The organism is Marinobacter sp. UBA3604 (genome assembly GCF_002375325.1).
Classification (GTDB): domain Bacteria; phylum Pseudomonadota; class Gammaproteobacteria; order Pseudomonadales; family Oleiphilaceae; genus Marinobacter; species Marinobacter salarius.
Genome location: NZ_DFMB01000033.1, coordinates 113422 through 132460, shown reverse-complemented (window position 1 = coordinate 132460; position 19039 = coordinate 113422). Strand labels below are relative to the sequence as shown.

General features: G+C 59.3%; 14 protein-coding genes. 7 read left to right on the top strand and 7 right to left on the bottom strand.

The window, feature by feature from the left end; genetic code table 11:
• Positions 1-6 precede the first annotated feature (6 nt).
• From B2590_RS09425 to gshB, 7 genes are read right to left on the bottom strand one after another with little or no spacing between them, the layout of a single operon-like run.
• On the bottom strand, positions 7-1278 hold the full coding sequence (locus B2590_RS09425; RefSeq protein ID WP_286811018.1) for a dihydroorotase: 1272 nt from the start codon (positions 1276-1278) through the stop codon (positions 7-9).
• Positions 1275-2288: an aspartate carbamoyltransferase catalytic subunit gene (locus tag B2590_RS09420; protein WP_286811017.1), complete on the bottom strand. Its 1014-nt coding sequence runs from the start codon at positions 2286-2288 to the stop codon at positions 1275-1277. The genes B2590_RS09425 and B2590_RS09420 overlap by 4 nt, the downstream gene beginning before the upstream one ends.
• A 31-nt stretch (positions 2289-2319) precedes the next feature.
• Positions 2320-2829 carry a bifunctional pyr operon transcriptional regulator/uracil phosphoribosyltransferase PyrR gene (gene pyrR / locus B2590_RS09415; RefSeq protein WP_286811016.1) on the bottom strand — a complete coding sequence of 170 codons (510 nt, stop codon included), beginning with the start codon at positions 2827-2829 and terminating at the stop codon, positions 2320-2322.
• A gap of 32 nt (positions 2830-2861) precedes the next feature.
• Positions 2862-3302 (bottom strand): Holliday junction resolvase RuvX, encoded by a 441-nt coding sequence (gene ruvX, locus B2590_RS09410; RefSeq protein WP_286811015.1) that lies wholly within the window; start codon positions 3300-3302, stop codon positions 2862-2864.
• A complete protein-coding gene (locus B2590_RS09405) occupies positions 3295-3861 on the bottom strand; it encodes a YqgE/AlgH family protein (RefSeq protein ID WP_286811014.1) in 567 nt (188 codons plus the stop codon). The genes ruvX and B2590_RS09405 overlap by 8 nt, the downstream gene beginning before the upstream one ends.
• Entirely contained in the window at positions 3858-4724 is an 867-nt protein-coding gene (locus B2590_RS09400; protein ID WP_286811013.1) for an energy transducer TonB, read from the bottom strand. The genes B2590_RS09405 and B2590_RS09400 overlap by 4 nt, the downstream gene beginning before the upstream one ends.
• A gap of 39 nt (positions 4725-4763) precedes the next feature.
• Complete coding sequence (gene gshB, locus B2590_RS09395) at positions 4764-5711, bottom strand: glutathione synthase (RefSeq protein WP_286811012.1); 948 nt, start codon at positions 5709-5711, stop codon at positions 4764-4766.
• A gap of 295 nt (positions 5712-6006) precedes the next feature.
• Here gshB and pilG point away from each other — a divergent pair, with 295 nt between their 5' ends.
• From pilG to B2590_RS09360, 7 genes are all read left to right on the top strand, one after another.
• Positions 6007-6399, top strand: coding sequence for a twitching motility response regulator PilG (gene pilG / locus B2590_RS09390; RefSeq protein ID WP_007154228.1), 393 nt, complete (start codon positions 6007-6009; stop codon positions 6397-6399).
• A 32-nt stretch (positions 6400-6431) separates the two neighbouring features.
• Positions 6432-6794: a twitching motility response regulator PilH gene (gene pilH, locus B2590_RS09385; RefSeq protein WP_286811011.1), complete on the top strand. Its 363-nt coding sequence runs from the start codon at positions 6432-6434 to the stop codon at positions 6792-6794.
• Between the two features lie 20 nt (positions 6795-6814).
• Positions 6815-7360: a chemotaxis protein CheW gene (locus B2590_RS09380; RefSeq protein ID WP_286811010.1), complete on the top strand. Its 546-nt coding sequence runs from the start codon at positions 6815-6817 to the stop codon at positions 7358-7360.
• Between the two features lie 91 nt (positions 7361-7451).
• Entirely contained in the window at positions 7452-9527 is a 2076-nt protein-coding gene (locus B2590_RS09375) for a methyl-accepting chemotaxis protein (protein WP_286847928.1), read from the top strand.
• A gap of 27 nt (positions 9528-9554) precedes the next feature.
• Positions 9555-10454 carry a CheR family methyltransferase gene (locus tag B2590_RS09370; RefSeq protein WP_286811007.1) on the top strand — a complete coding sequence of 300 codons (900 nt, stop codon included), beginning with the start codon at positions 9555-9557 and terminating at the stop codon, positions 10452-10454.
• Positions 10455-10465: 11 nt separating this feature from the next.
• Positions 10466-17980 carry an Hpt domain-containing protein gene (locus B2590_RS09365; protein ID WP_278367735.1) on the top strand — a complete coding sequence of 2505 codons (7515 nt, stop codon included), beginning with the start codon at positions 10466-10468 and terminating at the stop codon, positions 17978-17980.
• Entirely contained in the window at positions 17980-19032 is a 1053-nt protein-coding gene (locus tag B2590_RS09360) for a chemotaxis protein CheB (protein ID WP_041333000.1), read from the top strand. Before B2590_RS09365 ends, B2590_RS09360 begins: the two co-directional genes overlap by 1 nt.
• Positions 19033-19039: the final 7 nt, after the last annotated feature.

Below are 19039 nucleotides of genomic sequence, written 5' to 3'. Positions count from 1 at the left end.
CGGGAGCTACAGGTCAGATTGAGGCCAGGCCTGCCGCCCGTCGCACAGAGTCAGACGAACGAGGCCCGGAAGGGCCTTTCCTGGCAGCGGCACATGACGCCCAACGGAGCTGAGGCTGCTGTCGCTGGGAACCCAGGTGGCGTCGGGATCAAACACACACAGGTCTGCAACCGCACCCTGCCGGAGTTCGGCAGAATGGCCAATGACCTCCGCCGGGCCACCAGTCAGCGAGCGGATCAGGCTACCCATATCCAGATCGCCACGTTCGACCAGCAACAACCCCATCGACAGCGTGCTTTCGATGGTGGACAGCCCCGGTTCCGTCGCCGCCAGAGGCGCCTGCTTGGCAGCGGAATCGTGGGGCTGGTGCTGGCTTGTAATGGCGTCGATCACGCCATCCCGCACACCGCCCAGTAACGCCTGGCGGTCCTTTTCAGAGCGCAGTGGCGGTCGCACGTGATAGCGGCTGTCGAATCCCGACAGGGCGTCCTCGGTGAACATCAACTGGTGCATGGCCACATCGGCGGTTACTGCAATGCCTCGCTTGCGGGCATCGGCCAGCATTTCCACGCTGCGGGCACAGGAGAGCTGACCAAGGTGCAGTCGAACCCCGGTTTCCTCTGCCAGCAACAGCATTTCCATGACCGCGGCGGTTTCTGCCACCTCCGGGATGCCCAGCAGGCCCAGCCTGGAGGCCACAAGGCCATCGTGGGCGTAGCCGTCCGCCGCCAGCGCCTGGTTTTCGGGGCTGAACATCACCGTCAGGCCAAATGTTCGGGCGTAGGCCATACAGCGGCGCAACACCCTGGCGTTTTTCACCGGGCGGGCGCCGTTGCCCAGTGCAATACAGCCAGCACCGGCCAGGCCCGCCATGTCACTGAGCAGTTCGCCTTCCAGGCCACGGGTTATTGCGCCAACCGGCAATACCCGCACCGAAGAGCGCTTCGCGGCCACGTCCAGGATCAGGTTGGTTACCGCGCCTGAGTCATTGACCGGCGAGGTGTCCGGCGAGGCACACAGGGTTGTGAAGCCTCCATGCGCGGCGGCGAGACTTTCCGAAGCAATATTGCCTTTCTGGCCGTTGCCCGGCTCCCGCAGGTTGCAGCACAGATCCACAAATCCGGGTGTCAGGAGGCAGCCTGTGGCGTCGAAATCGTGGTCGGCGGGTTCCTTCCCGGCCGCTTCGCCCAGGGCGGCGATACGCCCGTTACGGACCAGAACAGTGGTTTCGGCATTGGTATCGGCCAGGCGGCCACCGATAATCTTAAGGCTGCTCATCCCTGGGCCCTCCCCGCGAGCTTGCGACTACGCTCGGCCATCTGGCCTCCCATGGCCATGGACATCACCGCCATACGAATGGCGATGCCATTGGTGACCTGATTCAGGATCACTGATTGCGGCCCATCGGCCACCGCAGACTCGATTTCCACGCCCCGGTTGATCGGCCCAGGGTGCATGACGATACACTCGGGATGGGCCAACGCCAACTTCTCCTGATTCAGGCCGTAGAGCCGGTAAAACTCGCGTTCGCTGGGCAGCAGTGCGCCCTCCATGCGCTCTTTCTGAAGGCGCAGCATGATCACCACATCCAGATCTCTCATACCCCGGGTCATGTCGTATTCCACGGTGCACCCCAGGCTCTCAACGTCCCTTGGCAGCAGGGTGGCAGGCGCAATGACGCGTACTTCAGCGGCGCCCAATTCATTCAGGGCGCGAATCTGGGAACGGGCCACCCGCGAGTGCAGCACATCACCGACAATCGCCACCTTCAAACCTTCGAATCCGCCCTTGTGCTGGCGAATGGTGAGCATGTCCAGCATGGCCTGGGTTGGGTGGGCGTGGCGGCCGTCGCCGGCGTTAATAATGGCAACTCCCGGAGTCACGCTCTCGGCGATGAAATGGGGTGCACCACTCTGGGAATGGCGCACCACGAACATGTCGCTGGCCATGGCTTCCAGGTTCAGCAGTGTGTCCGACAAGGATTCGCCCTTGGACGTTGCGGACGTGTTGATGTCCAGGTTGAGCACGTCGGCCGACAGCCGTTTGGCGGCCAGTTCGAAGGTGCTGCGGGTGCGGGTACTGGATTCGAAGAACAGGTTGACCACGGTACGCCCCCGCAGCAGTGGCACCTTCTTTATGCTGCGCTCCCCCACTTCGATAAACGAATCCGCGGTGTCCAGGATTTCCGTCAGCAGAGCGCGGTTCAGACCATCGAGGGTCAGGAAATGGCGTAACTGGCCGTCCGCGGTCAGCTGCAGGGAGGTTTTTGAGGGATCGGTTGCCGTCATGGGTCGCCTGTTGGTGTTATGCGTTCGCTGATTAGTGGCCTGTTTCCTGAAGTTCTATGTGCAGTGGGTCCGGCCCGCGCAGTTTGACGCGCTGATGCGACTGCAGGGCAAGCACCCGCCCAGTCACATCCGGCTGAACAGGCAACTCCCGAGCGCCCAGATCCACCAACGTGGCGAGGATGATACTCGCCGGCCGGCCATAATCGAAGATCTCGTTCATGGCCGCGCGAATGGTACGGCCGCTCATGATCACGTCATCGATCAGGATAATGTCGCGGTCTTCGGTGCTGAACGGCAGGCTGGACGGCTTCACTTTCGGGTTCAGTCCAATGCGGCTGAAGTCGTCGCGATAGAAGGAAATATCCAGTTCCCCCCAGGGTTCCTGCAGGCCCAGGCGCTTACTCAGGACATCCGCCAGCCAGACACCGCCGGTGCGAATGCCAATCAGCGCCGGGGAGGTTACGCCCCGCTCTTCCAGCTTTTTGCGCAGGCCAGCTTCCAGATCATCCAGCAGCCGGTCGATTTCAAGCAATGCAGTCATTTAAATCCCCATAGTCAGCAGCCCGGTCCCGGTCAGGACGAACGAGACTCCTGCTGGTGAAACCAGGTTTCCAGAATCAGCACGGCGGCGCGGTCATCGACGCCATCGCGGCCGAAATCACGGCTGCCACCGGACGCCATGACATCGCCCTTGGCCTCAAAACTGGTGAGACGTTCGTCCACCATCTCAACCTCGACGTGAAAGCGACCGTGCAGGCGTTTGCCAAATTTCCGCGCCCGTGCACACATGTCATTTTCAGTGTCATCCATGTTCAGGGGCAGGCCGACCAGCACCCGGTCCGGCTGCCATTCTTTCAGCAGCCGACCAATCTGCTCCCAGTCGGGAACCCCATCACGGGCCGGCAGCATGGTCAGAGGCTTGCCAATGCCCAGCATTTCCTGACCACTGGCCACGCCAATTCGTCGGGTGCCGAAATCAAACGCCATTACCCGCCGGTTTCCAGCCTCAGGCATGGCCCACAAACTCACTGAGCTGGTTGAGGTCAATGCCAATGAGCTTCAGCACGGCCTGATACCGCTCCTCCCAGGGTGTCCCGAACAGGATGTCGGCGGTGGCGGGACAGGTCAGCCAGGCGTTGCTGGAGAGCTCTTCTTCCAGCTGTCCCTCACTCCAGCCCGCATAGCCCAGGCACACCAGGTAATTCTTTGGCCCGCTGCCTGCGCCAATGTCAGACAGTACGTCACGGGAGGTGGTCAGCAAGACGTCGTCAGCCACCTGCGCCGTGTTTTGCCAGCCCGCGTCCGGGGAATGCAGCACAAACCCGCGCTCGGGCTGAACCGGGCCACCTCCGTATACCGGAACGTCGAGCTCGCCGCCCTCCATGTCCAGCTGCTCCAGAATTTCCCCCAGGTGGATGTCCAGGGGGTGGTTCACCGTCAGCCCCAGGGCGCCTTCATCCGAATGCTCGCACAGATAGATCACTGCACCGTGGAAACGTGGGTCCTGCAAATAAGGAGACGCCACCAGAAACTGGTGCCGCAGGCTGTGTGGAGAGTGTTTTGATGCTGTCATCCCGATGTCAGCCCCCGCCGTTCGAATACCCAGGTGCGGATAATTTCCAGTTCGTCGACATTCTCGCGCATCTCATCCGGGAAAGGCGCGAAAGGCGCTGCCATTCTCACGATGCGTATGGCTGCATCATCAAGCACGCTACTGCCGGATGATTCGAGTATAGCCAGTTCCTTTATTGTGCCATCCTTCTTCATGGAAACCAGCATCCGCAGAGTGCCATAGATTCCGGCTCGCCTGGCCTCGGTAGGATAGTTGATATTGCCGACACGGGTTACCTTGCCGACCCAGTTCTGAACATACCAGGCGTTGGTTGATTTCAACGTCGAAGCCGCGGTAACACGCATGACCCGGGGTTTCTTGGCGTAGGCCCTGCGTTGCTGATCAAACCGCGCCTCCAGACTGGCAATCTCCAGACTGCGCTCCATCAGGCTTTTCTTTTCCTTCACCGGTAGCGGCTCATCCGATGCCGGCTCCGCCGCTGAAGGCTCCGACACCTGGCGTTCATTCTGGGCCTGCGTCTGCACTACCGGCTGTTCCTGCTCTTGCCTGGGCTCAACGCGGGACGGCGGCTCCGGCTGAACCTCAGCGACCTCCGGCTGGCTGAGTTCGGAAGGCTGCGGAGTGGTCATTTCCACCGGCTCCTCCTCGGTACCACTGCCTTTCTGGCTGGTCTGGGCCAGAAAATCGGCTTCCTCCGGGTCAGTCTCGTCATCAAACTGGGAGAGCGTGATTTCCATGGTCTGGGCCGAGGAACGCGGGGGCTCGGGCGCAAAGGTAATACCCAGCACCACGATGGCGTGGAGCGCCAGCGCCATGAAGAGCGTGAACGAAAACCGATCGAAATCGCTGACCTGTACTGCCATTACTGCTATTTACCCTCGGTTAAACCTGGCTGGACACCATTACTTCAGACGGCGCTCGACGGCATCCAGCAACTGACTTGAAATATCAATGCCATAGGCGGCATCCAGTTCCCGGATGCAGGTGGGACTGGTGACATTGATTTCGGTGAGGTAGTCACCGATGACGTCGATGCCGACAAAAATGAGTCCTTTTTCCTTGAGCACCGGCGCCACACGGTCACAGATTTCCCGATCACGTACCGTGAGTTCACGACCTTCCCCCCGCCCTCCGGCGGCCAGGTTTCCACGATTCTCACCCTGAGAGGGGATGCGCGCCAGCGCGTAGGGAACCGGCTCGCCATCGATCAACAGGATGCGTTTATCGCCCTGTTTGATCTCGGGTACGTATTTCTGCGCCATCGCCTGGTGGGCGCCATCGTTGGTCAGGGTTTCAATAATAACCCCAAGGTTATCGTCGTTTTCCTTGACCCGGAAGATGGAGCGCCCGCCCATGCCATCCACCGGTTTCATGATGACGTCACCATGCTCGGCGTAGAATTCCTTCAGTCGCTCGGCCGAACGGGTGACGATCAATGGCGGGGTGCAGTCTTCGAACTGGGCGGCAAACAACTTTTCGTTACAATCCCGCAGCGTAGACGCTGGATTGACCACCAGGGCACCCTGCTGCTCGGCGATTTCCAGAATAAACGTGGCCATCAGGAACTCCCGGTCCACCGGTGGATCCTGCCGCATCAGGATAACGTCGAGGTCCCCCAGAGCGCGGTCCTGGGCGCCACCGAAACCGAACCAGTCTTCCGGGTCCATGTGTACAGTCAGGTCACGGGTTCGGGCCCTCGCCTGCCCACCTTTCAGATACAGGTCTGGCAGCTCCATATACTCGATTTCCCAGCCCCGCTTCTGCGCTGCCAGCAACATGGCCAGTGAGCTGTCTTTCTTGAAATGGATCTTCTCTATGGGGTCCATCACGATACCAAGTCGGACTGTCATAATGCCTCGCCAGATAAAAGGTTGAAAACACGAACCGGTCTGCAGAGCGATCCTGGGAATAAGTGCTATGCTGTGGACACAAATGGTATTGTACCCGAGCCGCGAATGCATCCGGAGAAATCCTGTATCAATTTCGTGACTTTCCAGGCAGAAGTACATTTGGTCACAAAGTTATACTTTTTATCCGGCCCCCAATACTCTATAAATGAGCGGGATTTATAGAACATCGTTAATGTTTGTGTTAAAAACCCCGGTTGAAAATAACGACAGTCGCTGAGCGCAAGGCAGTTGGACAATGGATGACAACTTCGAGAATCTGAAGATTATGGTGATCGACGACAGCAAGACCATTCGTCGCACCGCCGAAACCCTTCTTAAGAAAGTCGGTTGCGAAGTCATTACCGCAACAGATGGCTTTGACGCTCTGGCGAAAATTGCCGATTCCCAGCCCAATATCATTTTCGTCGATATCATGATGCCCCGGCTGGACGGCTACCAGACCTGCGCACTGATCAAGAACAATTCCTCTTTCAAAAAGACGCCGGTCATCATGCTCTCCAGTAAAGACGGACTGTTCGACAAGGCCAAAGGCCGGATTGTCGGGTCAGACCAGTACCTGACCAAACCGTTCAGCAAGGACGAGCTTCTAAACACGATTCGCCAGTATGTTCCCCAGGCGGAACAGTAAAACTGCTGAAGCAAAGAACTATTGAGGACACCATGGCCCGCATTCTGATTGTTGATGATTCCCCGACAGAGGTTAAGAAAATCTCGACCATTCTGGAAAAGCACAAGCACGACGTGCTGACGGCCGACAACGGAGCCGACGGCGTTGCCAAGGCACGCGCCGAAACACCAGATCTGGTCCTGATGGACGTCGTTATGCCCGGCCTGAACGGCTTTCAGGCAACTCGTCAATTGACCCGCGCCCCGGAAACCGCTTCTATCCCGGTAGTGATTGTCACCACCAAGGATCAGGAAACAGACCGCGTGTGGGGAACACGTCAGGGTGCAAAGGGTTACCTCGTAAAACCCGTCGTTGAAGACGACCTGATCAAAACAATCAATAGCCTGATTGCCTGATCCCCAACCGTGGAGTAAGCATGTCCGCCCAGGCCGCCCCCTTTGCCGTTCTGACGGATATCGCCCGACGCAGCCGCGCCTTGGCTGCCGGTCTGCCGGAACAACAGGAAGCCGTTGAACTCTGGAACGGAATCGGCTTTGTTCTGGCGGGTGAGCGTTACGTAGCGCCCATGGGTGAAGTCACTGAAATTCTCCATGTTCCCCGCTATACCCATATACCCGGTGTTCATCCGTTTATGATGGGCGCCGCCAACGTACGTGGCCGCCTCCTGCCACTGGTCGACCTTGCCGGCTTTTTTGAAGTTCCCCGTTCTTCACGCAGCACTCGCGAACGCCGGGTACTGGTTGTCGAGCAGGGCGACGTATTCAGTGGCCTGGTGGTCGACAGCGTCTCAGGCATGCAGTATTTCGCAGTGGACAGCTTCGTGGCATCGCCACAGGATGTGCCTGCAAGCGTTCAGCCGTTTGTGAATGGCGGCTACGAGCGTAACGAGGAAGTCTGGAAAGTGTTTTCCGCCGCCGAGCTTCTCGGTGACGAACGCTTCCTGGATGTAGCGCAATGGTAAGGGTGGTGACATTGGCAGGAACATCTTCCCGCCTGCCCAACGCCCGCAGAAACAAACTTGCCACTATTACGAAGAGGCCGGGAGCCAGAAAATGAAAAATAGAGCCGGAAGACTCAGTATGGGACAGGGAGGCAACAAACTGGTTGCCGGCCTGATTGCCGCGCTGATCGCATTGACCGTCCTGCTCGTTGCGGTGCTGTTCATTATCAATCGGGACAGCCAGAACGATCAGGAATACATCGCTCACTCAGCCGAACTGAGGGTGCTGTCCCAGGAAATCGCGAAAAACGCGACGGAAGCCGCCGGTGGCACCGCTTCAGCGTTCGACGCACTGCGACGTTCCCGTGACGAGTTCGAACAGCTGTGGAGCTATGTAGTTGACGGCAATCCGGAAACCGGCCTGCCCCCGAGCGAGGTTGCACAGAACAGCAACGTGCAGGCAACCTGGGAGTCCGTTCGTGACAACGCCGACAGTATCCTGTCCACCCAGGACGCAGTACTCGGCCTTCACGAAGTGGCGCGGACGCTGAACGAAACCATCCCGCAGCTGCAGGTGGAATACGACGACATCGTTCAAATCCTGCTGGACAACGATGCGCCCGCCGAACAGATCGCACTGGCTCAGCGCCAGTCACTGCTGGCGGAGCGGATCGTTCGCTCGGTCAACAACGTTCTCTCCGGTGACGAAGACGCGGTTATCGCCGCCGACCGGTTCGGCCGCGATGCCAGCCTGTTTGGCCGGGTTCTTGACGGCCAGGTCAATGGCAACCCGGCCATGGGCATCTCCCAGGTAAACGATGAAGACGCCATCTATGGCCTGGAAGCCGTTGGCGAACTGTTCGAATTCGTTTCCCAGAACGTAGACGCCATCCTTGAAGCCTCTCCCGACCTCTTCAAGGTGCGTACTGCAGCCAGCGACATCTTCCAGAACTCACAGGTTCTGCTGGACGAACTGTCGGTTCTGTCCGAGAAATTCACCGGCCAGGCCGGATCCCGTTTCGTCAGCCCCACGCTGGCGTTCATCATCCTGGCCGCGATGGTCGGTATCGTTGTGATGATCGGTGTGGTGCTCTACCGCGAAGCCCAGGAGCGCCTGGCAACAACCCAGGAACAGAACGAGCAGAACCAGAACGCAATCCTGCGACTGCTGGACGAACTGGCTGACCTGGCGGATGGTGACTTGACCACGGAGGCCACGGTTACCGAGGACTTCACCGGCGCCATCGCTGACTCCATCAACTACGCGATCGACCAGATGCGCGGACTGGTACAGGCGATTCGTGGCACTGCGGTACGGGTAGCGTCAGCCGCCCAGGAAACCCAGGCCACGGCCATGCACCTGGCGGATGCCTCCGAGCACCAGGCCCAGGAAATTGCCGGCGCCTCCGCCGCGGTGAACGAGATGGCGGTGTCCATCGACCAGGTATCTTCGAACGCGGCTGAATCCTCCGCGGTTGCGGAGCGGTCGGTTGCGATCGCGAAAAAAGGCGCGGAAGTGGTACAGAACACCATCCGCGGCATGGACAACATCCGTGAGCAGATTCAGGAAACCTCCAAACGGATCAAGCGTCTGGGTGAATCTTCCCAGGAAATCGGTGACATCGTATCCCTGATCAACGACATCGCCGACCAGACCAACATCCTCTCCCTGAACGCTGCGATCCAGGCCTCCATGGCAGGTGACGCAGGCCGGGGCTTCGCGGTAGTTGCGGACGAAGTTCAGCGACTGGCGGAACGTTCCTCTGCGGCAACCAAGCAGATTGAAGCGCTGGTTAAGACGATCCAGTCGGATACCAACGAAGCCGTTATCTCCATGGAACACACCACCGCCGAGGTGGTCCGTGGTGCCCGCCTGGCACAGGACGCGGGTATCGCCCTCGAGGAAATCGAGAACGTATCCATGTCTCTGGCGGAATTGATCCAGAACATCTCCAACGCAGCACGTCAGCAGTCGTCCTCTGCAGCGCACATTTCCAACACCATGAACGTCATCCAGGAAATCACCTCGCAGACGTCCTCCGGTACCAACGCGACCGCGAAGTCTATCGGTAACCTGGCAGAGATGGCGTCTGAACTGCGGTCCTCTGTTGCGGGCTTCACACTGCCCGAGGAAGAGTCGGCCGATCAGGAAGAAGAGGAAGACAGCGACGTACCGGTGGTGAGCTGACAACCGCTGCGAGGCTGCTGACAGTTTATGGCTGAAACACGCAACCATCTGTCACCCGCCGAAGGCATCTGGTCACTGCGCCGACTTCCCGATATGGACGAGGCGCAGTTCAACCAGTGGCAGACGCTGCTTGAGCATCGTACCGGCATTACCCTGTCTTCCGAGCGCAAATCGTTTCTCGAGACCAACCTCGGGATCCGCATGCGGGAGATTGGTTGCAGTAGTTATCAGGCCTATTACGAGAAGATCGTATCCGGCCCGGACGCTGTCGTTGAATGGTCCACCCTGGTGGATCGGCTGACGGTTCAGGAAACCCGGTTCTTCCGGGATCCGGATGCCTTCCGGCTGGTGTCTGACTATGTGCTTACCCGGCCCCGGGAGACGCTGAAACGGCGCCCCCTGGAAGCCTGGAGTGTGGGATGTTCCACCGGCAAGGAACCCTACACGCTGGCCATGCTGCTGAATGAGAGTATGGAGGGGTTGTCGCTACAACCATTGTTTGGCGTTACCGGCTCTGACATCAGTAAACCGGCCATCGACAAGGCCCAGTCAGGCCTGTTCAGTGCCCGCAAGCTGATGGGAATGGATGACGCCATGAAAGCCCGGTATTTCCGGCCGGCGGAACGGAACAACGTCGAGATTATAGAAAGCATCCGGGAGCGGGTGTGTTTCACCAGGCTGAACGTGCTGGATCTGAAACACGCTCCGATGCATGGAATGAACATTATCTTCTGCCAGAACCTGCTGATTTATTTCCGGCGCTGGCGCCGGCGGGAAATCGTGAAAAGGCTTGCAGAGCGGCTGGCGCCCGGGGGGTTGCTGGTCCTGGGCCAGGGAGAGTTGACCGACTGGCAGCCCCCTGGCTTACAGAGGGTACCCTCGGAACATGTGCTGGCGTGGATCAAACGCCAGACTGACGAAGAATAACCGGAGTGGTTATGGGCAATCACCATGACAGCATCGCCCTGGACTGGGTTCGGGGCGAAATACAGGACACGTTGACCCAGGGTCAGCACGCACTGGAAGCGTATGTCGAGAATCGTGACGACACCGCGCGCCTGCGCTTCTGCCTGAACTATCTCCACCAGGTTCACGGTACCCTGCAGATGGTCGAGCTTTACGGCGCGGCCCTGCTGACCGAGGAAATGGAGAAACTGACCCAGGCGGTCCTGAACGAAACCGTCGCCAGTGTGGACGATGCCGTCGATGTGCTGATGCAGGCCATCCTGCAACTGCCCCAGTATCTGGAGCACCTGGCCAGTAGCAAAGACGATTTCCCGATGGTGCTACTACCATTGCTGAACGATCTCCGTGCTGCACGGGGTGAGTCCCTGCTGTCCGATACATCGCTGTTCAAGCCAGACCTGTCGCCCTCAAGGGCAACGGCTGCCGCCAATGTGTCCCAGCGCCTTCAGGATCCGAAGGTACTTGGACATATCCGCAAATTGCGCCAGATGTATCAGTTCGCCCTCGCTGGCGTGATTCGCGAGGCCGACCTGGACGCCCATTTCGATTACATGCAGAAGGTGATCCAGCGGCTGATCCGCCTGTGCCAGAAAACGCCCCGGGGCGAACTCTGGAAAGCAGCCGGAGCATTCGTGGAAACGCTCCAGCAGCATGCGAACCCGGTCAATACAGCCGTGAAGTCCCTGTTGCGCGAGCTGGACGCCGAAATTCGCCGTCTTACAGACGAGCACATTGATATCCTGCAGCAGGCGGTTCCAGAAGCTCTCCTGAAACATCTGCTCTACTACGTTGCTCGTGCTCGCGATCTCGATACACCACTCGTGAGGGAACTGCGCGACAGCTACCGGCTCGATCACGCACTGCCTTCCGACGATGATGTGGACGCCGCCAAGAACCGGGTTTCGGGCCCAGGGCGTGACGCCATCCACTCGGTGGTCAGCGCCCTCAACGAAGAATTGGCCAAACTCAAAGACCAGCTCGATCTGTTTGTGCGCTCCGAGCTACGCCAGAACGATGAACTGGAAGAACTGCTTCCGGGCCTGCGCCAGGTCGCCAATACCCTGGCGGTGCTGGGCCTGGGCATACCCCGCAAGGTCATTACCGAACAGATCGAACTGGTGGAGAAGCTGGCCAACCAGTCTGACTCGGTGGATGACGGCACCCTGATGGATATTGCCGGCGCTCTGCTCTACGTCGAAGCCAGTCTGGCTGGCCTGGACAGTGACCGACAGTCGGAATCGGATGCCATCGGCGACGACACCCAAACCATCAACCTTGGCTCCCGCGAACTGGGTGAAGCCAGCAGCGCTTTGCTGCGGGAGTCCCGCAATACGCTGGAGCAGGTAAAAACGGCCATCGTCAATTTCATCGCTTCCCAATGGGAAACCGGCGAAATCGAACACGTCCCCGGCCTCCTGCACAGCATCCGTGGTGGCCTGAGCCTGATTCCCCTTGACCGCGTGGCCGACATGCTCGCCTCCGCCGAACGTTACATCACCGACGTACTGCTGGGGGGCAAGCAGGTTCCCGACTGGAAACAGCTCGACACGCTGGCCGACGCTATTACCAGTATTGAGTACTATCTGGAGCGGCTCGCCGAGGGCATCAGCGACAATGAGAGCGTACTCGGGGTTGCCGAGGCCAGCCTGAACTCCCTGGGCTTCCCGGTTGGCGAGGAGCCTACCTGGCAGCATCCAACAGCTGACGACGTGCCGGTTATTGATTCGGAAGTACCCGTCGAATCGGTAGAAGCCGAATCCAAGAGCTCCGATAAAGAACTGCTGGATGATGAGATCCTCGGCATTTTCATTGAGGAAGCCGAAGAAGTCCTGGAAACCATCAATGAATTCTATCCTCGCCTGCGCCAAAACCACGACGATCGCGACGCACTGACTGAAGTCCGCCGCGCGTTCCACACCCTCAAGGGCAGTGGCCGGCTCGTGGGCGCAACCAGCATCGGTGAACTGGCATGGTCCGTGGAAAACCTGCTCAACCGGGTGATCGACCAGACGCTACGACCCACCGATGACATGTTCAGCCTGATTGATGACGTCAACAGTCGAATTCCTGCGCTGATCAACGACTTCCGTGACGGACAGGCCGATGGCGAGGTTGGAGAGCTGATTGAACGCGCTGAAGCTCTGTCTACCACGCGAAAAACTGACATCGACACCGCATCGGAAGACGGCAGTTCAGCGGATGATGAGCTACCCACAATCGACAGTGGCAACGACGGCGAAGCTGTCAGTACCGGGCAACCGTCCGCAGCTGAGGTTGAGTTTGACGATGACCTTATCGACGATGAAATTCTCGAGATCTTTATCGAGGAAGCCGGTGAGGTACTGGATACCGTTCGCGAATACCTGCCCATGTTGCTACGTCAGCACGACGACCGCACGGCGCTCTCGGAAGTCCGGCGCGCTTTCCATACCCTGAAGGGAAGTGGTCGGATGGTGGGTGCGCTGGTTGTCGGCGAACTGGCCTGGTCTGTTGAGAACATGCTGAACCGCGTGATTGACGGCAGCATTTTCATGAACGACGACATTGCGGCGCTGCTGGAAGACGTTACCGCGGCCCTGCCGGAATTGGTTGACGATTTCGAGAAACGCCAGCCCCCTTCCCGCGATACATCGAGCATGGAAGCACGCGCCAACGCTCTGGCAAACGGCGAAATTCCCGATGCCAGCACCATGCCTCCGTCTGAGCCACAGTCAGGAGCGACGAACGGAGACGCCGAGCCAGAATTGACAGCAGCGGAAGAGGAAGACGACACCGTCGTCGACCCAGTGCTGCTGGATATTTTCGAAAGTGAAACCGAAACCCACTTGCAAACCCTGCGGGATTTCCTCGATGCCGCAGGCGACAAAGCGAGCGTTGCTTATACCGATGACCTGTCTCGCGCGCTTCATACCCTCAAAGGCAGCGCACACACCGCCGGTATCGCACCTATTGCCGCGGTGATCACGCCCCTGGAACGCTTCGTCAAGGAAGCCCGGGCACAAAACAAACGGGCCGATCGCGACGTTATAAGCCTGATTGGCGATACCTGTCATTTCCTGACCCAGGGCCTTGGCCAGATTCGGGAGAATCCCCAGGCGGACCTGCCGGGCACCGAAACCTTCCTGGCAAAACTGGAGCAGGTCAGCAATGCCACCCTGCGTGGCGATGGCTCCCGAACCGATGAACCGCAAGAAAACGCACGACCGCAACTGGTTCAGCTGTTCCTGAACGAAGGTCTGGATATCCTGCTGGATGCCGACCGGATTCTTGATGAGTGGTCGGAAAATCCCGAAGCAACCTCCGCCCTGGACACCCTGCGCAAGGAGCTGCACCTGCTCACCGAGGGCGCACAGGATGCCGGATTGGCCGATGTTGCTGAGCTGTCAGGTGCTCTGAGACAGGTTTACGAGCGTGCCTCAAACCCCGATTTTGTTCCCGATTCGCCTTTCTACGACAGTGTGCGTGCAGGCCATGAACACCTGATCAACATGATGGATCAGGTCGCGGCCGGACTGGCCACCGAGGCCAACGCCGATCTGATTGCCGAGCTGGACACCCTCGCTCCCGCGACGCCCGCAGACAATGAGCCGGATGCGTTTGAGCAGGAGTTCACCGGGGATCTGGAAGAGATCGATCGCAGCCTGGAAGCCGAGGCGGAAGATGCCCCGGAACCCGATGGCGAGCAGCCACCGTTGGCGGACACCGATGAAGACATGGACCAGGAACTGGCGGAGATCTTCCTTGAGGAAGCCCGGGACCTGATCGACAGTACCGCCGATGCCTTGCAGAGCTGGAGCGACAACACCGAAAACCTGGATCTTTTACGCCTTCTACAACGGGACCTGCATACCCTCAAGGGCGGCGCTCGCCTGGCGGATATCCAACCGGTGGGCGATCTTTCCCATGAGCTGGAGAACCTGTTTGAAGGACTGACCGAGCAACGGCTTGCCGTTACCGGTGAGCTTTCCGACCTGCTGTTCCGCTGCCATGATCGACTGGCAGGTATGGTCGATGCCCTTGAGCAACAGGAGCCACCGCGCCCGGCGCCGGACCTGATCAGTGAAATCCACGCCTACATGGACAGCGCCACGGGCTCCAGGCCAGTGACCGATGTCAGAAAGCAGGACGCTGAACCGGAAGACGATGACGAGATTCCGCTGGCCGAATTGGAAGAGGATGATACCGAAGAGCCAGAAACCACGGTGGAGGAACCTGAAGAGGAACACGCCACCGATCTGTCTCACCTGGATCCGGAACTGATCGGCATCTTCCTGGAAGAAGCCTACGACCTGATCAACTCCACAGGCAGCGCGTTACATACCTGGAGTGAAGACCCCAACAATCGCGATGTGGCGGCAGAGCTGCAACGCGATGTGCACACGCTCAAAGGCGGTGCCCGGATGGCGGGCGTCGATGCCATTGGCGACCTGACCCACGTACTTGAAGATTTGTTCGAGAAAGTCGCCGAAGGCCAACTGAACGCCAGCAGCGACATGAACGATCTGTTGTTTGCCTGCCACGACCGATTGGCGCAAATGGTTGAACAGGTTGCCACCCAGAAACCCTGCCCGCCGGCAACAGAACTGGTGGCCAAGGTTGAAGCCATCCTCTCTGGCAAGCCAATACCATCCGCGGAACCTGAAGACCCAGCGGAAGAACCGGAACCCGTCGACGAGGCACCCACAGCCGACGAACAACCGGCATCCGTCACAGAGGCTATTGCAAAGGCCTCCGACGATGACCTGGTTGGCATCTTCCTCGACGAAGGCCTGGAGATTCACGAAGCCATTGGCGAATGCCTGGCCCAGTGGCGCGACGAGCCTGAAGAACTGGCTGGCGTTACCCAGTTGCAGCAGGAGCTGCATACCCTCAAGGGTGGCGCTCGTCTGTCCGATGTCGACCCGATTGCCGATCTGGCCGAGGCCTGGTCTGATGCCCTGGACCCTCTGATCGCCGGTTCCAGCAATCAGTCAATCCTGTTGGAACTCAGTGAAAAAGCGCATGGCACACTGAAAACCATGCTCACCAGCCTGGAAGAGGGCAACAAGCCCACTGCGGACATGGTGTTGGTTGAAGCACTGAACGACGCCCACAAAGTCTCCGGTGACGAGCTGTCCGCGCCCGCCACTCAGACTGAACCCTCTGCAGACGGTGAAACCGTCGATGCCGAAGTCCTGGAGATTTTCCTGGAAGAGGCCGGCGAGATCCTCGACCAGTTGGAGCAGTTACTGGATGACTGGCGTAAAGACCCGGCTAACCACCACTTTAACCAGGAAGCCCAGCGCGCCCTCCATACCCTTAAAGGTGGTGCGCGGCTGTCGCAGCTTGTCGAGCTGGGCGACCAGGCCCACGCGCTGGAAACGCGGCTGATCGACCTGGGTGGCAATACCCCGGGCGACGAGGCCTGGCAGGCCATCACCAATGACCACGACGCGATTGTGGCGCTCGTGGGTGATATCCGTAAGCGGTTTGAAGACACAGGCGCTGTTCCAGAGCCCGCCAAACCGGACGCAAAAACAGAGAAATTGCCGAAGACCCAGGAGCCGGCGGCGGAAGCGCCTGCCAAACCGGAAAAACCGGTCGTACCCGCGCCCAAACCCAACAAGGTTCCGTCCAAGACGCCCGCGAAAGCGGCTGCCGCCCAGCGTGCGCCCCAGGAAACCATCCGGGTCTCCGCGCCGCTGCTGGACGAATTGGTTAACCTGGCCGGTGAAACCAGTATTACCCGTGGTCGACTGGAACAGCAAACCAGCGATTTCAGCCACAACCTGGACGAAATGGCCGCCACCATCGAGCGTCTGCGCGAGCAGCTGCGCCGGATGGAAATCGAAACCGAGACCCAGATCCTGTTCCGCGCAGAGAAAGAGCACGGCCCGGATTACGGCGACGACTTCGACCCGCTTGAGATGGACCGCTATTCCGCCATCCAGCAGCTGTCACGGGCCCTGACGGAGTCATCGTCGGACCTTGCGGATCTGAGGGAAACCCTGTCCGACCGGGTTAGGGACACCGAGACCCTGCTGGTACAACAATCGCGGATCAACACGGAACTCCAGGAAGGTCTGATGAAGACCCGGATGATTCCGTTTGCCTCCATGGTGCCCAGGCTGCGCCGGATTGTCCGTCAGATCAGCGGCGAGCTCAGCAAGAAAGTTGAGTTCGATGTCCGCAACCCGGAAGGGGAAATGGACCGCAACATCCTCGAGCGCATGATCGCACCGCTGGAGCACATGCTGCGTAACGCGCTGGACCACGGCATCGAAAAGCCGGCCGACCGTAAGACGGCCGGCAAGCCGGAAACTGGCGAAGTGACGCTGTCGCTGACCCGGGAAGGTGGCGATGTGGTATTGCGGATGATCGACGATGGTGCGGGCATCCCCGCTCAGGTCATTCGCGACAAGGCCATTCGCCAGGGCATGATGGCCAAGGACGAGGACCTGAGCGAACGGGAAATCCTGCAGTTCATCCTGCAACCCGGTTTCTCCACCGCCCAGGCCGTTACCCAGATTTCCGGCCGCGGCGTAGGCATGGATGTGGTTGCCAGCGAAATCAAGCAGCTAGGTGGCAGCCTGGACATCGACTCCACCGTTGGCAAGGGCACCGTCTTTACCGTTCGATTGCCCTTCACCGTATCGGTCAACCGGGCATTGATGGTGTCTACCGGCGAGGACTTCTACGCCATTCCGTTGAACACCATTGAGGGCATCGTTCGGGTCAGTACCTACGAGCTTGAGGAATACTACAAGCCTGACGCACCGATGTACGAATACGCAGGACAGCAGTACCGCCTGCAGTATCTCGGCAGCCTGCTGAACAGTGATCACCATCCCAAGCTGCAGGGTCAGGCCCTGCCGTTACCGGTTATCCTGGTGCGGGGTGCCGAACAGCCCATGGCCCTGCAGGTGGACAGCCTGATGGGTAGTCGCGAAATCGTGGTTAAATCGCTCGGACCGCAGTTCAGTACGGTCAGGGGTGTGTCCGGTGCCACCATTCTGGGTGACGGTAACGTGGTGGTGATTCTCGATCTGCCGGCCATGATCCGTTCCGATATTCTCTCCGAGCGCCAGCGCCTGGCGAACCTTGAGAATGCGAAGGAAGCCTCCCGCCGTGAGGAGCAGTCCACCGTGGTGATGGTGGTGGATGACTCGGTAACAGTGCGCAAGGTAACGTCCCGCCTGCTGGAGCGTAATGGCATGGAAGTGATCACGGCCAAAGACGGCCTGGATGCGGTCGCACAGCTACAGGATCACAAGCCGGATATTATCCTGCTGGATATCGAGATGCCCCGAATGGACGGCTTCGAGGTTGCGAGCTTTGTGCGCCACGATGACAACCTGCGGGACACGCCGATCTGCATGATTACCTCCCGAACCGGTGAGAAACACCGCGAGCGAGCGCTGGCCATTGGCGTCAATGAATACCTCGGCAAGCCTTTCCAGGAAACCGAGCTGCTTGACACCATCACGCGGCTGACCAGGAATCAGTGATGACCGGCCAGCCAGGACGGCCAGCGGTCGGTATCGTCTCGGATATCGTCCTGCAGCGTCATCGCCTGCAGGAAGCCTCGTCCAGGTTCGGCCTGGACGTTTGCTTTTCCGGAGACCCGAATCGCCTGCAGGGCTACCCTGAATTCCCGGAAGCCAGCCTGTGGTTGATTACCCTGGAAGACGAAGCCGATCACCCAGTGCTGTTTGACCACCTGTTGGAGAACACCGAAGCCCCCGTACTGTTTGGTCTCGACCCGGCCCCAAAACCGGGCACCACGGAGTACTTCCGCTGGGAACGCCGGTTGCTGGACAAGCTGGAGCAGTCCCTCGGGCACCTGGAAAAGCTGGATTCCGCGGCCGCTATTGAAGAGCTGGCCACCGAACAACCGCAATCGGAAACCTCTCCCAAACTGCCTCACTGGATCCAGCCGGCCTCAGCGGACCTGCCGGCGGAAGAGGTCTGGATTCTGGGGGCGTCACTGGGCGGCCCGGCCGCGGTGAAAACCTTTCTGGACAGCCTGCCGCCCGGATTACCAGTGGGTTTTATCTATGCCCAACACATCGACAACAATTTCACCGACGTGCTGACTCGCGTGCTGGGCCGTCACGCCCACTACCAGCTCAAACGGGCTGAAACCGGGTATCGTGTTCACAATGGCGATGTTGTGCTGATGCCGGTGGAGCGAGAGTGGACTCTTGACGACAGCGGTGCACTCAGGGAAAGGGAAACACCCTGGCCCGGCCCCTATGGCCCCTCCATTGACCAGGTACTGCTGAACATCGGCGACCATTACGGTGCCCGATGCCATGCCATCATCTTTTCCGGTATGGGCAACGATGGTGCCATTGCCGCGCCACTGCTGAAAGCCTATGGTAGCCGCATATGGGTCCAGGAGAGCGGCAGCTGCGGTAACAGTTCCATGCCGGATTCCGTGGCAGCAACCGGGTGTTCCGTATACTGTGGTACACCGGAACAGCTCGCCCGCGAACTCGTCAAAACGATTGAAGAATCCTGCCTGCTCAAGGGCCGGCAAAAACGGGATTCCGCCTGAGGAAATG